14 protein-coding genes and 1 tRNA gene are annotated in these 19,322 nt (G+C 73.1%); 5 read left to right on the top strand and 10 right to left on the bottom strand.

The window, feature by feature from the left end; all coding sequences use genetic code 11:
* Positions 1-28: 28 nt before the first annotated feature.
* Positions 29-1,033 (bottom strand): hypothetical protein, encoded by a 1,005-nt coding sequence (locus tag OHA86_RS31075; RefSeq protein ID WP_443071923.1) that lies wholly within the window; start codon positions 1,031-1,033, stop codon positions 29-31.
* Between the two features lie 3 nt (positions 1,034-1,036).
* Positions 1,037-1,108, bottom strand: a tRNA-His gene (locus OHA86_RS31070).
* A 489-nt stretch (positions 1,109-1,597) separates the two neighbouring features.
* Between OHA86_RS31070 and OHA86_RS31065 the strand changes: the two genes are divergently transcribed.
* A complete protein-coding gene (locus OHA86_RS31065; RefSeq protein WP_329180607.1) occupies positions 1,598-2,044 on the top strand; it encodes an SRPBCC family protein in 447 nt (148 codons plus the stop codon).
* A gap of 2 nt (positions 2,045-2,046) precedes the next feature.
* On the opposite strand, the gene OHA86_RS31060 is transcribed toward OHA86_RS31065, so the two are convergent.
* Positions 2,047-3,204: a methyltransferase gene (locus tag OHA86_RS31060; RefSeq protein WP_329180605.1), complete on the bottom strand. Its 1,158-nt coding sequence runs from the start codon at positions 3,202-3,204 to the stop codon at positions 2,047-2,049.
* Positions 3,205-3,222: 18 nt separating this feature from the next.
* Between OHA86_RS31060 and OHA86_RS31055 the strand changes: the two genes are divergently transcribed.
* The gene (locus tag OHA86_RS31055; RefSeq protein ID WP_443072032.1) at positions 3,223-3,711 is read left to right on the top strand and encodes a LysR substrate-binding domain-containing protein; all 489 of its coding nucleotides are present in this window, start codon (positions 3,223-3,225) and stop codon (positions 3,709-3,711) included.
* Between the two features lie 223 nt (positions 3,712-3,934).
* Here OHA86_RS31055 and OHA86_RS31050 read toward each other — a convergent pair whose 3' ends face one another.
* Together OHA86_RS31050 and OHA86_RS31045 are read right to left on the bottom strand one after the other, a co-directional pair.
* The gene (locus OHA86_RS31050) at positions 3,935-4,669 is read right to left on the bottom strand and encodes a DUF7873 family protein (protein ID WP_329180601.1); all 735 of its coding nucleotides are present in this window, start codon (positions 4,667-4,669) and stop codon (positions 3,935-3,937) included.
* 43 nt (positions 4,670-4,712) lie between these two features.
* Entirely contained in the window at positions 4,713-5,981 is a 1,269-nt protein-coding gene (locus tag OHA86_RS31045; protein ID WP_329180599.1) for a glycoside hydrolase family 10 protein, read from the bottom strand.
* Between the two features lie 921 nt (positions 5,982-6,902).
* Here OHA86_RS31045 and OHA86_RS31040 point away from each other — a divergent pair.
* Together OHA86_RS31040 and OHA86_RS31035 are read left to right on the top strand one after the other, a co-directional pair.
* On the top strand, positions 6,903-9,662 hold the full coding sequence (locus OHA86_RS31040) for a cellulose binding domain-containing protein (RefSeq protein ID WP_329180597.1): 2,760 nt from the start codon (positions 6,903-6,905) through the stop codon (positions 9,660-9,662).
* A 132-nt stretch (positions 9,663-9,794) separates the two neighbouring features.
* Positions 9,795-10,652, top strand: a complete 858-nt coding sequence (locus OHA86_RS31035) for a 3-hydroxybutyryl-CoA dehydrogenase (RefSeq protein WP_329180594.1) — start codon at positions 9,795-9,797, stop codon at positions 10,650-10,652.
* A gap of 47 nt (positions 10,653-10,699) precedes the next feature.
* Here the strand turns inward: OHA86_RS31035 and OHA86_RS31030 are convergent, their stop codons facing one another.
* Entirely contained in the window at positions 10,700-11,539 is an 840-nt protein-coding gene (locus OHA86_RS31030) for an ABC transporter ATP-binding protein (protein ID WP_443071922.1), read from the bottom strand.
* Positions 11,540-11,723: 184 nt separating this feature from the next.
* Between OHA86_RS31030 and OHA86_RS31025 the strand changes: the two genes are divergently transcribed.
* Positions 11,724-12,533: a metallophosphoesterase family protein gene (locus tag OHA86_RS31025; protein WP_329180591.1), complete on the top strand. Its 810-nt coding sequence runs from the start codon at positions 11,724-11,726 to the stop codon at positions 12,531-12,533.
* 3 nt (positions 12,534-12,536) lie between these two features.
* Here OHA86_RS31025 and OHA86_RS31020 read toward each other — a convergent pair whose 3' ends face one another.
* The 4 genes from OHA86_RS31020 to OHA86_RS31005 all read right to left on the bottom strand — a co-directional run bounded on the left by OHA86_RS31020 (position 12,537) and on the right by OHA86_RS31005 (position 19,285).
* Entirely contained in the window at positions 12,537-13,676 is a 1,140-nt protein-coding gene (locus tag OHA86_RS31020; protein WP_329180589.1) for a PP2C family protein-serine/threonine phosphatase, read from the bottom strand.
* Positions 13,677-14,325: 649 nt separating this feature from the next.
* Positions 14,326-16,821 (bottom strand): phenylalanine--tRNA ligase subunit beta, encoded by a 2,496-nt coding sequence (pheT, locus tag OHA86_RS31015; RefSeq protein WP_329180587.1) that lies wholly within the window; start codon positions 16,819-16,821, stop codon positions 14,326-14,328.
* Positions 16,821-17,942 carry a phenylalanine--tRNA ligase subunit alpha gene (gene pheS / locus OHA86_RS31010; protein WP_329180585.1) on the bottom strand — a complete coding sequence of 374 codons (1,122 nt, stop codon included), beginning with the start codon at positions 17,940-17,942 and terminating at the stop codon, positions 16,821-16,823. The genes pheT and pheS overlap by 1 nt, the downstream gene beginning before the upstream one ends.
* A 170-nt stretch (positions 17,943-18,112) precedes the next feature.
* Positions 18,113-19,285 carry a sensor histidine kinase gene (locus OHA86_RS31005; RefSeq protein WP_329180583.1) on the bottom strand — a complete coding sequence of 391 codons (1,173 nt, stop codon included), beginning with the start codon at positions 19,283-19,285 and terminating at the stop codon, positions 18,113-18,115.
* Positions 19,286-19,322 lie beyond the last annotated feature (37 nt).

The raw sequence follows: 19,322 nt of genomic DNA, 5'->3' as shown, positions 1-19,322 counted from the left end.
TCAGCTCCCGCCGTGACCCGTTCGCGGTTCAGCGTGCCGGGGAGCCCCCGGGGGCCTGGGCGAGCCAGTGGGGCCGGGTGGTCCAGCCGAGGAGAAGGCGTCCGCCGGAAGAGTCCGGTGCGGCGCCGGCTGCGGCCTGGCGCAGTCCGGTCAGCGCGGGGGCGAGGCGGGCCGCGACATGGGCGGGGAAGCGGGCCGCCTCCTCGTCGAGCCCGGCGATCACCCGGGCCTGCTCGGCGGGATCGCACAGCGGCAGGTGGAAGAGCATCTGGCGCCACGCGTAGGCCGCGTCCTTGACGGAGGACATCGGCCGCGGATTGCCCTGGACCTGGGCCGTCATCCGGCACACGGTGGTGAAGCAGCGCCGGGCCGGGTCCGGCCAGCCCGGGGCGGGGGCGATGCCGACCCGGGCGACGAGGGTCGCCAGGTTGTGCGTGGTGAGGATCTGGGCCTGCTCGATGATCCTGCCGTTGGCGGCCACCGACCCGGTACGCGCACCGGAGCCGGCCCGCTCGGCGCACAGCCGCGCGAATCCGGCCGACGCGCGTGGCCGCCGGATACCGGTGGTACGCGTCGGCGCCCCGTCCGCTTCGGCGAGCGCGAGGTCGCGCACCGCCGCGTAGTCGATGCCGTAGTAGCGCTCGTACAGCGTGCCGCGGAGCAGGTCCGCGGCGATGCGCGCGGCGGCGAGGTATTTCGGCGTGAAGGTGCCCATGAAGATGTCCGCCGCCAGTTCCTCGACGAACGGCGCGCCGAGGTCGGCCTGTTCCGCCAGGACGCCGAATTCCCGCACCAGCCGGTTGGGCAGCAGCGTGCCGGGAAAGGTCTGCACGCTCAGTTCGCCCAGCTGCCGCAGCACGGCGCGGGCCGGCGCCAGGTCCGGCCGGCCGGCGTGCCGCTCCACCGCGCGGTTGCGTGTGCCGGCGTCGTCGTGGGTCAGCGCGGTCAGGAACGCCCTGGCCAGCTGGGCCCGCGGGTAGGAAGCGGGTCCACTGGACCCGTCGGGAAGCTGCTGTTCAGCGTCGTCGTCCATAAGCCGGCATGACAGGTGCCGCCCCTGCTCCCTCCGGGACCACAGCCCGGTGCTCTGCTGCTGAGCTACACGCCGATGCACGAGAGGCTAGAGGCCCGGGCGGGAACCGTACAACGGCATTACGGCTCGCAGCCCGCGGTGGGGGTACAGGCGCCGGCCCCCGTGCCGGCCCCGACCGACCCCCCGGTCACCCACCCGCCACCGCCAGGGGCCCGGTGGCAAAGCCACGGCGGACCCGCCCAGGAACCCCTGCCGCCCACAGGGATCGGCGGACGCGGACCCCCGTACCGCCAGCCGACCCCCAGGCCATGCACCCGCCACCGCCGGGCGCATGGCGGTGCAACCGCAGCGGACGCTCGCCGGGGAACCCCTGCGGCCCGCCGCCGGCGCACCGCACTCCCCCATACGATCGGCGGCACGCCCCGCCACGACCGGCGTATCCACCGCGGCGCCCGCGGCCCCGCCGCACGCCTCGCGAGCCTGCCGTTCTCCGCCCGGCCGCTCTGCGACGATGCCCGCACGCCCGACCGGGCGTATGCGCGCGCAGGAGGAAGAGGAGAGAACATGGCCGGCAGATTCGAGGGAACCGCCGAGATCGACCGCCCCATCGAGGAGGTCTTCGCCTACCTCGCGGACGGCACCCACGACCCGGAGTTCAGCCCCCGGGTGCAGGAGATCACCAGGACGACGGACGGCCCCACGGCGGTCGGCACCGTCTACGCGAGCACCGTCAAGGACGCCGGCATGACGACCAGGCGCGAATTCCGGATCAGCGAATTCCAGCCGCCGACCAGGATCCGCTGGACCGAGCTGTCCACGAACACCGTGACGTCCAAGGAGGGCGGCTACGACCTGGCGCCGCTGCCCGGTGGCGGCACCCGGGTGACGGTCTTCAACGTCCTGGAGGGCCACGGCGTCGGCAGACTCCTGGTGGGCCTCGCCCTGCTGGCCGCCCGCAGGGACGCCGCCGCCTTCGCCGGGCGGATCAAGGCGGCCGTCGAGGCCGCCTGACGTCAGTGCGCCCGGGGCGGCTGCCTGACCGCGCGCAGGACCACGAACTTCGGGTCGGACGCCACCACGTCGCAGTTCCCGAACAGCCGCCGCAGCCGTACGTGGTAGCCCAGGTGGCGGTTGCCGACCACCCACAGCTCACCGCCGGGGCGCAGCGCGGCCCGTGCGGTGGCGAACATCCGGCGGGCGCCGCTGTCGCTGGTGGCGCGGTGGGAGTGGAAGGGCGGGTTGTTCAGTACGAGGTCGGCGCTGCCGGCCGGTACGCCGGTCGCCGCGTCGGCGACCAGGAACTCCGCCGCGGTGGCCGGATCGGCGTTCTCCCGGAAGGTCGCCTCGGCCGAGGCGACCGCCTGGTAGGACTCGTCGGTGAAGAGCACGTCGGAGGCGGGGTTGGCGACCGCCGCCGCGGTACCGACGACGCCGTTGCCGCAGCCCAGGTCGATCACCCGGTCGGGTCCCTGCCGCCGGGGCAGGTGGGCGAGCAGCAGCCGGGTGCCGAGGTCGAGCCGGTCGGCGCAGAAGATGCCGGCGTGGTTGGTGACCGTACGCCCCGACAGCGGGCCGACGTCGTCGGGCAGGGCGTAACGCAGCGGCCACGGGCCTGAGCTGCGGGGCAGGTCGGGGTCGGGGGTGCAGTGGATCAGCCGGGCCTTGCGGACGGCGAGCGAGGTGGTGGTCGGGCCGAGGATCCGCTCGAAGAGCGCCAGTGTCGAGGTGTGGATCTCGGTGACCATGCCGGCGCCGACCACGACCGTGTCCTGGTGGACCGCGGGCGCCAGCGCGTGCAGCTGGTCCTCCAGCAGGCCCAGGCTCCTGGGCACCCGGACCACCAGCAGATCGACCCGCTCGGGCGGGGTGTCCCGGGGCGACAGCAGCCGCGCCGCGTCCTCGGCGCCGATCCTGCGCAGATTCGCCCGGGTCGCCTGCTGCCCGAGGAAGGAGTCGGAGATCTGCACCGGGTGCCGGTCGGCGAGCGCGGTGGTCAGGGCGCCCCAGCGGTCGCCGAGCACCACGGTCGTGCCGCCGGCGGCGGGGGCGGTCTCCGCGAGGTGCCGCAGCAGGTAGTCGTCCGCGGCGTCCCAGGCCCGCAGCTGCTCGCGGGGTTCCGCCGGGTAGCGGGTCAGGTCGAGGTCGCCCCACGGCGTACTGAATCGGTGCATGATCCCTCAGCGTAGGCCCTGCGCGCCCCCGGCCCGACCCGTCGGCCCCGCACCGCCGGACCGGGACCGCCCGTTACCGGCCCCGCCCGCCCGCCGGGCAGCGGGTTCCAGCCCCGGGTCAGCCTGGCGGTGGCCGACTGGCTGGCCAAGCTGGGCTTTGTGGCGCAGGGGCTCGGCGTCACGCTGCTGCCGTCGCTGGCGGTGGGCGCGGTGCGGCCCGATGTGGCGCTGGTGCCGCTGCCGGGCCGGCGAGCCGCCGGTGCGCGAGGTCTGCGCGGCCACCTGCCGCGACCTGCACCGTACGGCTGCCGCCGCGGCCTTCCTCGATGTGCTCAAGGAGACCGCCGCCGGGAGGGGGGCCGTCCCCGGGCGCGCGACCGCGGCGGGACAAGGAGCGGGACCCGGAGGTTTTGTCCATCCTCCGGGTCCCTGGTGATGCCGCCGAAGGCCTCACCGTGCCTGTCGTGCCGACGGTTCAATCGTCATGTCGTCTCGTTCTGCCATTGAACTACCGCCGCAGGAAAGGAGAGCGGCGGACCGGATTCGAACCGGCACCTGACGACCCGGACCGCGACCGGTCGGTACGGCGAGCGGCGGCGAATGCTGAGTCTGGAGCAAGAGTCTGAGATTGACGGCGAATCCGCGTCGCTCACGACGAACTTCAGTTTCAGCTTTGCGCTCCTCGCGCACCCCTCCGCACACAGGCGGAGGGGGGTCTTGGGGGGTGGGATCAGCCGCTGAACAGATACCCGAGCACGGCGTCGCCGACCCGCTGGTCGGTGACCTCGGCGCCGTTCGCCTCCTCGCGGGCGAACTTCACCGCCTGCTGCAACTTCTCGATCCTGGAGAGGAGTTCGTTCACCCGGCGGGCGGGCAGCGCGCCGGAGAACTTGACCGTGGTCCAGTAACCGACCGGCACGTCCTCGTAGTAGACCTCCACCTGGGCCGGGTGGTTCTCTGTCGCCTCGGCCTTCACGTGGTTGCGCGGCACCTTCCTGGTACGGATGGTCCGCACCGGTTCGGTCTTCCACGCGTCGCTGGACGGGTCGAGGGTCCACGACTCGGCGGCGTCGAGCACCGGCAGCCGGCGTACGAAGCCGTGCAGGTCGGTCAACTGCTTCTCCAGGAAGAGCAGATACGACACCGGCACCGCCGCGACGACCACCCGGCCGTCGACGGTGACATCGGCGCGCGCCTCGCAGTTGGCCCAGTCCTTGGTGGCGGTCACGTCGAACAGCCGGGTCAGCGCGTCCACGGTGGCCCGCAGCGCGCCCTCCGCCTGGACCTGCACCCTGGTCGACTCGGGCGGCAGCTGCTCACCCTCCTCGTCCTTGGGCTGGTAGGTCCTGGATATACCGGAAAGCAGCGCGGGCTTCTGCAGGTCGTGCTGAGCTGCCGTCAACTCCTGCTGCGCCTTGGCCTTGACGCCCTTCTCGACCGCGATGATCTGGTTCAGTTTCGCCACGTCACCGACCGTAACAGGGCGCCGCCCGGGCGTTCGACCGGTTTTATCCGGCCGGGGTGCGCGCCCGCGTCGGGTAGTGGTCGGCGACCACCCGGCTCATCGCGCCGAGCGGATCGGCGGCGACCTGGGTGGCGGAGAAGTAGACGTTGCCGCGTACTTCCGGGTGGCCTGCGTCGAAGGTGAGGTGCCGGGACAGCTCGGCCTGGTCCTGCCAGGCCGCGGGCTGTCCCGCGACCCCGACCTTGTACAGCGCCTCCCCGATGTAGAGCCGTACCCGGGTGCCGGCGACGACGTCGGACCACCACGGCACGAGGACGGCGTAGTCGGCGGCGGCGAAGCCGATGTTCCAGTAGACCTGCGGCACGATGTAGTCGATCCACTCCCGCAGGACCCACCCGCGGGTGTCGGCGTGCAGGTCGTCGTAGGTCTGTACGCCGGCGGCCGTGGCCGAGCCGAGCGGGTCGGTGGCGGCGTTGCGCCAGACGCCGAAGGGGCTGATGCCGAACCGCGTGCCCGGGCGGATGGCCTTGATACGGGCGGCGGTCTCGCGTACCAGCAGGTCGGTGTTGTGCCGCCGCCAGGCGTCGCGGTCGGGGAAGCCGGCGCCGTAGCACGCGTAGGCGGCGGCGTCGTCGAAGACCTGGCCCGCGACCGGGTAGGGGTAGAAGTAGTCGTCCCAGTGGACCGCGTCGACCGGATAGCGGCGGACCGCGTCGAGCATCGCGTCCTGCACGAAGCGGCGGACCTCGGGCAGGCCGGGGTTGTAGTAGAGCTTGCCGCCGTAAACGACCGTCCACTCCGGGTGCAGCCGCGCCGGGTGGGTGGGGGCGAGAAGGGCGGGGTCGGCGCTGTTCGCCACGCGGTAGGGGTTGAACCAGGCGTGCAGTTCGAGCCCGCGGCGGTGCGCCTCGCGCACGGCGGTGCCCAGCGGGTCCCAGCCGGGATCGCGGCCCTGGGTCCCCGTCAGGTACGCGGCCCACGGCTCGTAGGGCGAGGGCCAGAAGGCGTCCGCGGTGGGGCGCACCTGGAACATGACGGCGTTCAGCCGCCGCTCGACGGCGAGGTCGAGCAGGTCCAGCAGTTCGCGCCGCTGGACGTCGGGCGCCAGGCCCGGCGCCGAGGGCCAGTCGGTGTTCGCGACGGTCGCGATCCACATGCCGCGCAGCTCCGCCCTGTGCGGTGGGCGTCCGTGGGGGCCGCCGCCGCTCGCGTCTGCGCCCGGGGCCGCGTGCGCCGCCGCCGGCGGAAGTGCCGCGGCGGCGGCGCCGCCGGCTGCCGCCGCGGTGAGCGTTCTGCGTGAGAGCCGTTCCATGTCTGCCTCCTGAGCCGGCGTCATCCGGGCGAGCCCCGGAGCCCCGCTCTACGTATCACCCGCACCGCCAGTAGCGCGAGCATCTGCGCCGCCCGCGCGGGGGAGCCTGAAACTGGGCGCCCGGCCCCCAGGGGCGCGAGGAACTGTGCGACCAGCCACGGCGGTGGAGCGCTGTCCGCACGGCGGGACGTGCCCAGCAGGGGCGCGAGGAACTGCGCGAGCAACCCACCACGACCGTCGTGTGGCAACCCACCGCCACCACCCCGCAGGGGCGCGGGGAACTGCGCGACCAGCCCACCACCCACCGCCACGTACGAACGCGCCGCACCACCCCAGGGGCGCGAGGAACGGCGCGAGCAACCCACCACGACGGTCGCATGGCAACCCACCGCCACCACCCCGCAGGGGCGCGGGGAACCGCGCGACCAGCCCACCACCGGGGCGCGGGTCGCCACCGACCCAAAGGGGCAGATCGGTCCGATCCGGACCACCGGCCGGTGGACGGCTGAGCGCGCAGTTCCCCGCGCCCCCGCGGGGCATGCGTCAGGGGACCCCAGCCCCGCATCAGCGGGTGGGCACCCCCTTGCCGAAGGGAACCGCAGGACCCGCACCTCCGGGGGAGGCGTACCCCCTGCCGAAGGGAACCGCACACCCCCCGCCCCCGGCGGAAGCGCACCCGCCGACGCAGCCGGCACCCTCAGGCCCGCGCCAGCGGACGGGCGCCCCCTGCCGCAGCGGGACCGGGCCCCGCGCCCGGGGAGGCGCGCCCCCTGGCGCAAGGGGAGCCGCCGGAGCCCGCGCCCCCCGAGGGCGGATCGTCAGCAAAGGCCTTCTCGGGCCCGAACGGGCCCGCTATCATCGGACCTCTCGTGGGAGCGCTCCCACGAGAACCCGTCCGCCCCCCACTCCAAGGACGCCCCCATGCTTCGCAGACCCCTCGCCGCGCTCGTCGCGGCACTCTCCCTGATCGGGGGCGCCGTCACCGTCGCCTCCGCGACCGCCGCCGCCACCGGCAAGAGCGCGGCAAGTGCGGCGCCGGCCGCCGTCTCCGACGCGTACAGCTGGAAGAACGTGCAGATCGGCGGCGGCGGCTTCGTCCCCGGCATCATCTTCAACCAGTCGGAGAAGAACCTCGCCTACGCCCGTACCGACATCGGCGGCGCCTACCGCTGGAACGAGTCCACGAAGTCCTGGACTCCGCTGCTGGACTCCGCGGGCTGGACCGACTGGAACAAGAACGGCGTGGTCAGCCTGGCCACCGACGCGCTGGCACCGGACAAGGTGTACGCGGCGGTCGGCATGTACACCAACTCCTGGGACCCCAGCAACGGCTCGATCCTGCGCTCCTCGGACCGCGGGGCGACCTGGTCGGCGACCGCGCTGCCGTTCAAGCTCGGCGGCAACATGCCCGGCCGCGGCATGGGTGAGCGGCTGGCCATCGACCCCAACAAGGACAGCGTGCTGTACTTCGCCGCCCCCAGCGGCAACGGCCTGTGGCGCAGCACCGACTCGGGCGTCACCTGGGCGAAGGTCACCGCCTTCCCCAACGTGGGCAACTACGTGGCCGACGCGTCCGACAGCACCGGCTACCAGAGCGACAACCAGGGCGACGTGTGGGTGACGTTCGACCCGCGCACCGGCACCAAGGGCGCCACCACGCAGACCATCTACGTGGGCGTGGCCGACAAGGCCAACACCGTCTACCGCTCGACCGACGGCGGCGCCACCTGGTCCCGGCTGGCCGGCCAGCCCACCGGCTACATCGCCCACAAGGGCGTACTGGACTCGGTGAACGGCTACCTCTATCTCGCCACCAGCGACACCGGCGGCCCCTACGACGGCGCCAAGGGCCAGGTCTGGCGGTACGCGACCGCGACCGGCACCTGGACGAACATCAGCCCGATGTCGGACGCCGACACGTACTTCGGCTACAGCGGCCTGACCGTCGACCGGCAGCACCCGGGCACCGTCATGGTCACCGGCTACAGCTCCTGGTGGGCCGACACGCAGATCTTCCGGAGCACCGACAGCGGAGCCACCTGGACCCGGGCCTGGGACACCCCCAGCTACCCGACCCGCAGCGACCGCTACACCATGGACATCTCCGCGTCCCCGTGGCTGAGCTGGGGCGCCAACCCGTCGCCGCCGGAGGAGACCCCCAAGCTCGGCTGGATGACCGAGTCGCTGGAGATCGACCCCTTCAACTCCAACCGCATGTGGTACGGCACCGGCGCCACCGTCTACGGCACCGACAACCTCACCAACTGGGACACCGGCACCAAGTTCACCATCAAGCCGAACGCCAGGGGCCTGGAGGAGACCTCGGTCCAGGACCTGATCAGCCCGCCGTCCGGCGCGCCGCTGATCAGCGCGCTCGGTGACATCGGCGGCTTCCGGCACACCGACCTCACCGCGGTCCCGCCGATGATGTTCACCCAGCCGAACTTCACCACCACCACGAGCCTGGACTTCGCGGCCACCAGCGCGAACACCATGGTCAGGGTCGGCAACGCGGACACCGGCGCCCATGTCTCCTTCTCCACCGACGACGGCGCCAACTGGTTCGCCGGCAGCGACCCGTCCGGCGTCAGCGGCGGCGGTACGGTCGCCGCGGCGGCCGACGGCAGCCGCTTCCTGTGGAGCCCGGCGGGCACCGGCGTCAACTACTCCGTCGGCTTCGGCAACTCCTGGTCCGCCTCCAGCGGCATCCCGACCGGCGCCGCGATCGGGTCCGACCGGGTGAATCCGAAGAAGTTCTACGGCCTGTCCGGCGGCAGGTTCTACCTGAGCACGGACGGCGGCGCGACCTTCACCGCCACCGCGGCCACCGGGCTGCCCACGGAGAACGCCAAGCTCAAGGCGCTGCCGGGCACCGAGGGCGACGTCTGGGTGGCGGGCGGCAGCGGCAGCACGTACGGGCTGTGGCACTCCACCAACTCCGGGGCGTCCTTCACCAAGCTGGCGGGCGTGCAGGAGGCCGACAACATCGGCTTCGGCAAGGCCGCGCCAGGTGCCTCCTACCAGGCCCTCTACAGCAGCGCGAAGGTCGGCGGCGTCCGCGGCATCTTCCGCTCCACCGACGCGGGCGCGACCTGGGTGCGGATCAACGACAACGCCCACCAGTACGGCGTCACCAACAGCGCCATCACCGGCGACCCGCGGGTCTTCGGCCGGGTGTACGTCGCGACCAACGGCCGCGGCATCATCTACGGCGACACCACGGACACCGGCGGCGGTACGACCCCGCCGACCACACCTCCGACGACTCCCCCGACCACGCCTCCGACCACTCCGCCCACCACACCTCCGACCACTCCCCCGACGACCCCGCCCACAACCCCGCCCACCAGCCCGTCGTCCGGGTCCTGCACGGTCGGCTACGCGATCACCAACCAGTGGCCCGGCGGCTTCCAGGCGTCCGTCACGGTCACCAACACCGGCAGCAGCGCGGTCAACGCCTGGCAGCTCGGCTGGTCGTTCACCGCCGGTGAGACGATCAGTTCGCTGTGGAGCGCGAACTACACGCAGAGCGGGGCGGCCGTCTCGGTCACCGCGCCGAGCTGGTCGACCTCGATCCCGGCGGGCGGCAACGCCGTCTTCGGCTTCGGCGGCGTGGTCCAGGGGACCGCGGCGGTGCCTGCCGCCTTCACGCTGAACGGCAAGGCCTGCACGAAGACCTGACCGTCCGACCCGCCCGACGACCCCCGCGTGACGCGGGTGGCACCGGCCCGCGCCGGTCCCACCCGCGTCACCGCGTCCTGACAGCGGTAACGTCTGTCCGGTCAACGTGAAGCTGCGCGAAGGGCTGGTCGAGTGAGTGACATCGAGCGCGTCGGTGTGGTCGGCGCGGGCCAGATGGGTTCCGGGATCGCCGAGGTGTGCGCGAAGGCGGGTCTCGACGTCCGGGTCGCCGAGACCACGGGCGAGGCGCTGGAGCTGGGCCGGGCCCGGCTCACCCACTCGCTCGGCAAGGCGGCGGAGCGCGGCAAGATCACCGCCGAGCAGCGCGACGCGGCGCTCGGCAGGCTGAGCTTCACCACGGATCTCGGCGAATTCGCCGACCGCGATCTGGTCATCGAGGCCGTCGTGGAGAACGAGCAGGTCAAGACCGACATCTTCCGGGTGCTCGACCAGGTGGTGACCCGAAAGGACGCGATCCTGGCGTCCAACACCTCGTCGATCCCGCTGGTCAGGCTGGCGGTGGCGACCTCCCGCCCGGACCATGTGCTGGGCATCCACTTCTTCAACCCGGCGCCCGTGCAGGCGCTGGTCGAGCTGATCCCGGCGCTCACCACCGGCAGTGAGACCCTCAAGCGCGCGGAACACCTTGTCACCGGCGTCCTGGGCAAGCACGCGATCCGGGCCCAGGACCGCTCGGGCTTCGTGGTGAACGCGCTGCTCGTGCCATACCTGCTCTCCGCGATCCGGATGTTCGAGTCGGGCATGGCGACCCGTGAGGACATCGACAACGGCATGGAGATGGGCTGCGCCCACCCGATGGGTCCGCTCAAGCTGTCCGACCTGATCGGCCTCGACACCATCGCCGCCATCGCCGACTCGATGTACGCCGAGTACAAGGAGCCGCTGTACGCCGCCCCGCCGATCCTGCAGCGGATGGTGGACGCCGGACGGCTCGGCCGTAAGTCGGGCGCCGGCTTCTACCCGTACTGACCCCTGCCGGCCCCGTACCGCCCGGCCCGGATCCGCCCGGCCCGGGCTCAGCTGCCGCCGGTGTGATCCTCGTAGGCCTTGATCACGGTGTCGGTGGGGCCGTCCATCAGCAGCTCGCCCTTCTCCAGCCACAGCACCCGGTCACAGGTGTCGCGGATGGAGGTGTTGTTGTGGCTGACCAGGAAGACCGTGCCGGCCTCCTTGCGCAGCTCGCGGATGCGCTCCTCCGAGCGGCGCTGGAAGTCGCGGTCGCCGGTGGCCAGCGCCTCGTCGATCATCAGCACGTCGTGGTTCTTGGCCGCCGCGATCGAGAACCGCAGCCGGGCCGCCATGCCGGAGGAGTACGTACGCATCGGCAGCGAGATGAAGTCGTCCTTCTCGTTGATCCCGGAGAAGTCGACGATGCCCTGGTAGCGCTGGTGGACCTCCACCTGGGACATGCCCATCGCGAGCGCTCCGAGAATCACGTTGGTGGCCCCGGTCAGGTCGTTCATCAGCGCCGCGTTCACCCCGAGCAGCGAGGGCTGGCCGTCGGTGTAGACCCGGCCGCGGTCGGGCGGGAGCAGGCCCGCGATGGCCTTGAGCAGGGTGGACTTGCCCGAGCCGTTGGAACCGATGATGCCGATCGCCTCGCCGCGGTAGGCGGTGAAGCTGACGTCCTTGATCGCGTGCACGGTCTGCACACTGGGCGCGCCCTGCCGCAGCAGCACCCGGCGCAGCGCCATGGTGGCATTGCCGTGGCCGGTGCCGGCGCCGTAGATCCGGTAGACCACATGCAGGCCGTCGACCACGACGGTCGGCACCCCGCGCGGCAGCACGGGCCGCGGCCCGGTGTCCTGCCCGGCCTTCGGCTCTTCCTCCGCCGCACCGGCTGTCTGTTCGGCCACGTCCGTACCTCCTCGGACGACCAGAAGAACGCGTGCCCGCGCACCCCGCCACCGTCGCCCGGAACGGCGCGACCGGCCACAGGTGCGGCGGCAGCCGGGTGACGGAGCCCGCGAGCCCGCACCTGTGCCGAAACCGTCGCAGGGCCGTCGCGGCCCTGGCGCGTACCGGATGCAAGGATGCCCCATGCGCCAAGACCTCGAACGCATCGCTCTGATCTCCGACGTCCATGGAAACCTGACGGCGCTCGAAGCCGTCCTCGACGACATCGACGCCCGGGGGATCACCAGGATCTTCAACCTCGGCGACTACGTGGGCAAGGGGCCGCGCGGAAAGGAGGTGGTGGACGTCTGCCGGGAGCGCTGCGAGGTGAACATCCTCGGGAACTGGGACGACGCCCTGCCCGACCCCGACCGGGACGACGACAGCGCGGCACTGGCGTGGTGGCTCGCCCAGCTCTCCGCGGGGCAGGGCGAGTGGCTACGCGGCCTGCCCTTCAGCCACGACTTCCTGATCAGCGGCCGCCAGGTGCGGCTCTTCCACGCGTCCCCCACCTCGGTGCACCGGCGGATCCGCTTCGACCACGACGAGGCCGAGTTCCTGGAGCTGTTCAGCAACACGCCCGCCACCGGGGACGGCCCGCCGCCCACGGTGGTCGGTTACGGCGACACCCACGACCCGTACTACGAGGTGGACCGGGAGCGCCGGACGGTGTTCAACACCGGAAGCGTCGGCAACAGCCTTGACGACCCGACCCCGGTCTATGTCATCGCGGAGGGGGTCTGCGGCTCCCCGGACGACGCGCCCTTCTCCCTGCAGTTCGTACGGGTGCCCTACGACGTCGAAGCCGAACTGGCGGTGGCACGGGCCATGGGGATGCCGGAACTCGACGGTTACGCGGCCGAGTTGCGGCACGGGATCTACCGCAAGGACTTCTTCACCGGCACGGCACCCGCCTATCACCGCCGTTCCCGGGAGTCGCGGGCCGGCTCGTAGCGGCTACGGCGCCGACAGCACGGTGGCGCGGGAGCGGGGGGCGCGCGAGCAGGTGTCGCGGGACAGGACGAGCAGGGCGACGTCGTCGGACGACCGGCCGCCGGTGTGCTGGACGATCTCCGCGCGTAGCCGGGCGGCGACCTCGGGCCCGTGGACCCGGGTGGACGCCAGCGCGGCCACGGTGTCGGGCAGCGGGAAGAAGCGCCCGGCGCCGTCCCGCGCGTCGGGCACCCCGTCGGTGTAGAGCAGCAGCCCCTCCCCCGGGTCCAGCCGCTCGCGGTGCACGGGTACGTGGGTGCGGCGGGGGTCGAACAGGCCGAGCGGCGGCAGCGGCTCGCCCAGCGCCAGCTGGCCGGTCCGCGGCCCGAGGAGATACGGCGGCGGGTGGCCGCAGTTGACGGCGAGCAGGCCGCCGTCCTCGGTGAGCTGCACCAGCTGAACGGTCGCGAACTCCTCGGCGGCCAGATCCTCGTCGTCGGCGCGCTCGCTCAGGTGCCGGTGCATGGCGCCGTCGAGCCGCCGCACCACCCCGGACAGCTCCGCCTCGTGGTGCGCGGCCTCGCGGAAACTGCCGAGCAGCGCCGCGACCAGGCCGATCGCGGGCAGGCCGTGCCCGCGCGCGTCCCCGATCAGCGCGCGTACGCCGTACGGGGTCTCCAGCACCTCGTAGAAGTCGCCGCCGACCCGGGCGCCGTGGCTGGCCGACAGATACTCGCCGGTGACCGTCACATCGCCGACCCGGCTCGGCAGCGGACGCAGCAGCACCTGCTGGGCGGCCACGGCGATCTCGCGGGTGCGGAGCAGTTCGGCGGAGCGCAGGGTGTCGCGGCCGGCGGTCCACACGCCCACGGCTATGACCGCCATGACGGTGCCGGCGGTTCCGGCCGCCGGGCCGGCGAGGGCGACGGAGTCGTCCGCGAGGTCGGTGCACAGCGCGGCCAGCGCGAGTGTGCCGCTGGCGAGCACCGCGCGGCGGCGCGCGCCGGCCGCCGCGCTCAGCGCAGGGGTGACGGCGAGTGCGGGCAGCACGTCGGTGCCCTGGGGCACCTGCCAGGCCAGGATGCCCATGGCTGCCACCCAGGCCGCGGACAGCGGCGCCCACGGTGTGCGGCGCAGGCCGCGGATGGTTCGCATCAGGCTCATGCGGCCGGCTCCCCCTTGCGGCTCTTGGCGTCCCCCGATTGTGGACGCTGGCTCCGCGCCGCGCCCATGACGTTCCGACCGGTCACCCGATCGAGCGACCGCCTGCGGCGCCTGTACCAATGTCTCTGGCGTTGGCCCCGCGCCCCCGGGTGGCCGCCCGTCCCACCCGACGGCCCGTCGTGGCTCCTCGCGGTTCCCCGCGACGGGGGTGCCACTCGCGGCGGGGCCGCGTGCTTGCGGCTGCGTGGGGGCTTGTCGCGCAGTTCCCCGCGCCCCTGGGGGTGCCACTCGCGGTGGGCTTCACACTTGCGGTGCGTCGTGGCTCGTCGCGCAGTTCCCCGCGCCCCTGGGAGTGCCACTCGCGGTGGGCTTCACACTTGCGGTGCGTCGTGGCTCGTCGCGCAGTTCCCCGCGCCCCTGGGGGGGGTGCCACTTGCGGTGGCGTCTCGCCTTCACCACCGTCGTGGTTGCGCGCGCAGTTCCCCGCGGCTCTGGGGTGTCCTCTGCCGCAGGGGGAGGTGGACGCGGCCCGTCAGGGGCGCGGGGAACTGCGCGGCCGGCCGAGACGCACCGCAAGTGCGAATGCCGCCGCAAGTGGCACGCCCCCAGGGGGTGAGGGGGCCCGGGCGGGCCCCCTCAGCCGGGAGGGTCAGGCGCCGCGGAGGGTGGCGTTCGTACGGCCCGCCGCCGAGGCGACGGCGGCGTCACGCGCCCCCGACGCCTCCTCCGCGGTCAGCGTGCGGTCCGCCGCCCGGAAGCGCAGCGCATACGCAAGGGACTTGCGGCCCTCGCCGATCTGCGGCCCGGTGAAGATGTCGAAGAGGCGTACCGATTCGAGCAGTTCACCGGCGCCCGCCCGCAGCGCCGCCTCGACGTCCGCGGCCGGAACCCCCGCGTCGACCACGAGGGCGACGTCCTGCGTGGCCACGGGGAAGGTCGAGACCCGCGGCCCGGTGGCGCGCTCGCCGCCGGCCGCCTCGACCAGGTCGAGGTCGATCTCCATCGCGCACGTCCGCTCGGGCACCCCGAAGGCCTTGGTGACCCGGGGGTGGAGTTCACCCGCGTGCCCCACGACCGCCTCGCCCGCCAGCAGGACGGCGCACCGCCCGGGGTGGAAGGGCGCGTACTGGCCGGCCCGCACGGTGAGGGTGACGCCGGCCTCACCGGCGACGGTCCGTGCGGCCTCGATCGCGTCGGCCCAGGTCGCGGTGTGGCCCGCGCCCCACCAGCCGGGCAGCTCGCGCGCGCCGGCCAGCACCGCGCCGACCCGCCGCGGCTGGTCGGGCAGCGCCGCCTGGAGCGCGGCGATCTCCTCGTCGGTGGGCCGCCGGTCGATCGTCAGCCGCGGCGGCAGGACCTGCTCGGCGCCGGGCAGGAAGACCAGCCCGGTCTCGTACAGCGCGAGGTCGTGCGCGCCGCGCCCGAGGTTGCGGCGCAGCGTGGCGAGCAGCCCGGGCAGCAGCGTGGTGCGCAGCGCCGGCTCGGTGTCGTCGAGCGGGTTGGCGAGCCGTACCGTACGGCGCCGCGCGTCGTCCGCGTCCAGGCCGAGCTGGTCGAAGACCTCCGCGCCGACGAAGGGGTAGCTCAGCGCCTCGACGTAGCCGGCGCCGGCCAGCACCCGGCCGACCCGGCGGCGCAGCAGCTGCGACCCGGTCAGGCCGCGGCCCGCGGGCGGCTGCGGCAGGGTCGAGGGCAGGTTCTCGTAGCCTTCGAGCCTGATGACCTCTTCCGCGAGGTCGTTGGGGTACGACAGGTCGGGGCGCCAGGACGGCACGGTGACGGTCAGCTCGTCGCCGCCCCGGACCTCGCAGCCGATCTCCTGGAGGCGGCGGACGACGGTCTCGCGGCCGTACGCGGTGCCGGCAACCCGGTCGGGGTGGTCGGCGGCCATCGCGATGGTGCGCGGCTGCGACGGTGCGGCGATCTCGGTGACGCCGGGCTCCGCGGTGCCGCCGGCCAGGCCGACCAGCAGGTCGACGGTGCGCTGCACGGCGGCGGAGGTGGCGAGCGGGTCGGTGCCGCGTTCGAAGCGCCGGGACGCCTCGGAGCCGAGCTTGTGCCGGCGCGAGGTGCGGGCGATCGGGATCGGCGCGAAGTGCGCGGCCTCGATGACGACGTCGGTGGTGCCCTCGCCCTCGGCGGCGTCGGCGATCTCGGTGTTGGCGCCGCCCATGATGCCGGCCAGGCCGATCGGCCCGCTGTTGTCGGTGATGACCAGGTCCTCGGTGCCGAGGATCCGCTCGGCACCGTCCAGGGTGGTCAGCTTCTCGCCGGGCTGTGCGCGGCGCACGCCGATCGGCCCGTCGATCCGGGACCGGTCGTAGGCGTGCAGCGGCTGGCCCACTTCGAGCATCACGTAGTTGGTGATGTCGACGGTGAGCGAGATCGGGCGCATGCCGACCTTCTGCAGCCGCCGCTGGAGCCAGATCGGCGAGTGCGCCCGGGGGTCGAGGCCGGTCACCGTACGGGCGGTGAAGCGGTCGCAGCCGTCCGGGTCGGCGATCCGCACCGGGTAGCCGTCGCCGTTGTGCGCGGGCACGTCGAGCAGCGCGGGATCGCGCAGCGGCACCCCGTAGGCGATGGCGGCCTCGCGGGCGACCCCGCGCAGCGACAGGCAGTAGCCGCGGTCGGGGGTGACCGCGATGTCCAGCACCTCGTCGACCAGTTCGAGCAGCTCGATCGCGTCGGTGCCGGGCTCGGCGTCGGACGGCAGCACGATGATGCCGTCGTGGTCCTCGCCCATGCCCAGTTCGCGGGCGGAGCAGATCATGCCGTGCGAGGTGTGGCCGTAGGTCTTGCGGGCGGAGATCTGGAAGTCGCCGGGCAGGACACCGCCGGGCAGGATCACCACGACCTTGTCGCCGACGGCGAAGTTGCGGGCGCCGCAGACGATCTCCTGCGGCTCGCCGCTGCCGTTGGCGTCGGCGACGTCGACCGTACAGAAGCGGATCGGCTTCTTGAAGCCCTCCAGCTCCTCGATGGTCAGCACCCGGCCGACGACCAGCGGGCCCTTGAGCCCGGCGCCGAGCTGGTCGACGGTCTCGACCTCCAGGCCGGCGGAGATGAGCTTGGCCTGGACGTCGCGGCCGGTGACTCCGGCGGGCAGGTCGACGTACTCCCGCAGCCAAGAAAGCGGGACCCGCATCAGATCTCCATCCCGAACGGGAGGGTGAAGCGCACGTCACCCTCGACGATGTCTCGCATGTCCTCGACGTTGTGGCGGAACATCAGCATCCGCTCGATGCCGAAGCCGAACGCGAAGCCGCTGTACTTCTCCGGGTCCACGCCGCAGGCGGTGAGCACCCGGGGGTTGACGACACCGCAGCCGCCGAGTTCGATCCAGCCCTCGGAGGAGCAGGTGCGGCAGGGGCGGTCGGGATTCCCGACGGAGGCGCCGCGGCAGACGTAGCAGAGCATGTCCATCTCGGCGGACGGCTCGGTGAAGGGGAAGTGGTTGGGCCGCAGCCGGGTGGTCATGCCCTCGCCGAACAGCGAGACCACCATGTGGTCCAGGGTGCCCTTGAGGTCGGCCATGGTCAGGCCCTCGTCCACGGCGAGCAGTTCGACCTGCGCGAAGACCGGGGTGTGGGTGGCGTCCAGCTCGTCGGAGCGGTAGACGCGACCCGGCGCGATCACGTAGACGGGCAGGTCGCGCTCCAGCAGGGCGCGGATCTGCACCGGCGAGGTGTGGGTGCGCAGCACGACGCCGGACTCGCTGCGGCCGTCGGGGCCCGCGACGAAGAAGGTGTCCTGGGTCTCGCGGGCCGGGTGGTCGGGCGGGAAGTTCAGCGCGTCGAAGTTGAACCACTCGGCCTCGACCTCGGGGCCTTCGGCGACCTCGTAGCCCATGGCCACGAAGATGTCCTCGATCCGCTCGGACAGCGTGGTGAGCGGGTGCCGGGCGCCGGCCGGGCGGCGGTCGTACGGCAGGGTGACGTCGACGGCCTCCTCGACCAGGACCCGCGCGTCGCGCTCGGCCTCCAGTTCCGCCTGCCGGGCGGCCAGGGCCTGGTTGACCGCGCCGCGGGCCTGGCCCACCCGCTTGCCCGCCTCGGCCTTGGCCTGCGGGGGCAGGGCGCCGATCTCGCGGTTGGCGAGCGCCAGCGGCGAGCCGCCGCCGGTGTGCGCGGTCTTCGCATGGGCGAGTGCTTCGAGGTCGCCCGCGGCCGCGATGGCGGCGAGCGCGTCAGCGCGCATCCGCTCGATCGCGTCCGGCTTGAGCGCCTCGACCTCGACAGGGTCGTACGACTTATTCGGTGCCGACATCTCTTCCCGTTCCGAAATGGATGATGTGGGGGGCGCCTCGCGTGCCGACGTTCCGGTGGAGGCTCTGCCCGACCGGACACATGCCAGGGCACGAGTCTACTGGCGCCGCGGGGACCGGCGGTTTTCGCCCGTCGCGGCGGTCCCGGTGGGCCGCGGGCGGCGGTGCCGCCTCAGGCCATGAACGCGGGTGCCCCGACGGGCAGGATAAATCGGAATTCGGCGCCGCCGCCCGCCGCCCTGCCCACCGCGATGGTGCCGCCGTGCGCCTCGACGATGCCCTTGACGATGTAGAGGCCCAGGCCCGTGCCGCCGCGCTTGCTGCCCCGCCAGAAGCGGGTGAACACGCGGCTCATGGACTCCTCCGGGATGCCTGGCCCCTCGTCGCTCACGGTGACCGCCGTGCCGGTGGACCGCCGGTCGCCGGTGGCGTACGAGGGTCCCACCTCGATGGTGACAGTCCCTTCGCCGTGCCGCACCGCGTTTTCCAGCAGATTGCCGAGCACCTGGTCGATCTTGTCCGGGTCGGCCCACAGCGCGGGCAGCGGCTGCCCGACCCGCAGGCTGAACCGGTCCGGCCGCTGGCCCGCCGCGACATGCCCGTCGACGTGCCGCTGTACGGCCGCGGCCAGGTCGACCGGCTGGCGGCGCACTTCGAGCCGGCCGGAGTCGATGCGGGAGATGTCCAGGAGTTCGGCGATCAGCCGGGTGACGCGGTTGGCGTCGGCGTCGACGGTCTCCAGCATCAGCTTCTTCTGGTCCTCGGTGAAGCGCTCCCACTTGGCGAGCAGGGTCGCGGTGAAGCCCTTGACCGACGTCAGCGGTGAGCGCAGTTCGTGCGCGACGGTGGCGATCAGCTCGGCGTGGCTGCGTTCGGTACGCCGCCGGGCGTCGGTGCCGCGCAGGGTGACCACCAGCCGGCGTACCGGCCCTTTGGGCCGCTCGCGGACGTAGCGGGCGGCGACCAGCACCTCACGGCCGCCGGGCAGCAGCAGATTGCGCTCGGGCTGGCCGGCCCTGATCGCCAGGCCGCCGTAGGGGTCGGTGAGCTGCCACCAGCGGCGGCCTTCGAGGTCTTCGAGCGGCAGGGCCTGCTCCACGGGCCGCCCCAGGACGTCCTGCGGCCGCAGCGCGGTGATCCGGGCGGCGGCGGAGTTGAAGCACACCACCCGTCCGGTGTGGTCGGCGACCAGCAGCCCGTCGGGCAGGTCGTCGGGGTGCAGGCCGCACCAGTCCGCGGCGCTGTGGTGCGAGCCGGCCGCCGGGTCCTGTTCCGGCCCCGGCGGGTCCGCGGGCAGGACCGTCGGCGCGCTGTGCGCGCCGTTCCTTCGCGCCGTGACACCCATGCGCGCCACCCCCTCTCAGGGTCCCCCGGGCCGCCAC

It is taken from the genome of Streptomyces sp. NBC_01477, from assembly GCF_036227245.1.
Taxonomy (GTDB): domain Bacteria; phylum Actinomycetota; class Actinomycetes; order Streptomycetales; family Streptomycetaceae; genus Actinacidiphila.
This window is presented reverse-complemented; position numbering and strand designations above follow the sequence as displayed.

Bases quoted from the DNA above. Each gene is read 5' to 3' on its own strand.
- OHA86_RS31075 (WP_443071923.1), bottom strand. From the start codon at position 1,033: ATGGACGACGACGCTGAACAGCAGCTTCCCGACGGGTCCAGTGGACCC.
- OHA86_RS31065 (WP_329180607.1), top strand. From the start codon at position 1,598: ATGGCCGGCAGATTCGAGGGAACCGCCGAGATCGACCGCCCCATCGAG.
- OHA86_RS31060 (WP_329180605.1), bottom strand. From the start codon at position 3,204: ATGCACCGATTCAGTACGCCGTGGGGCGACCTCGACCTGACCCGCTAC.
- OHA86_RS31045 (WP_329180599.1), bottom strand. From the start codon at position 5,981: ATGGAACGGCTCTCACGCAGAACGCTCACCGCGGCGGCAGCCGGCGGC.
- OHA86_RS31040 (WP_329180597.1), top strand. From the start codon at position 6,903: ATGCTTCGCAGACCCCTCGCCGCGCTCGTCGCGGCACTCTCCCTGATC.
- OHA86_RS31025 (WP_329180591.1), top strand. From the start codon at position 11,724: ATGCGCCAAGACCTCGAACGCATCGCTCTGATCTCCGACGTCCATGGA.
- OHA86_RS31020 (WP_329180589.1), bottom strand. From the start codon at position 13,676: ATGAGCCTGATGCGAACCATCCGCGGCCTGCGCCGCACACCGTGGGCG.
- pheT (WP_329180587.1), bottom strand. From the start codon at position 16,821: ATGCGGGTCCCGCTTTCTTGGCTGCGGGAGTACGTCGACCTGCCCGCC.
- pheS (WP_329180585.1), bottom strand. From the start codon at position 17,942: ATGTCGGCACCGAATAAGTCGTACGACCCTGTCGAGGTCGAGGCGCTC.
- OHA86_RS31005 (WP_329180583.1), bottom strand. From the start codon at position 19,285: ATGGGTGTCACGGCGCGAAGGAACGGCGCGCACAGCGCGCCGACGGTC.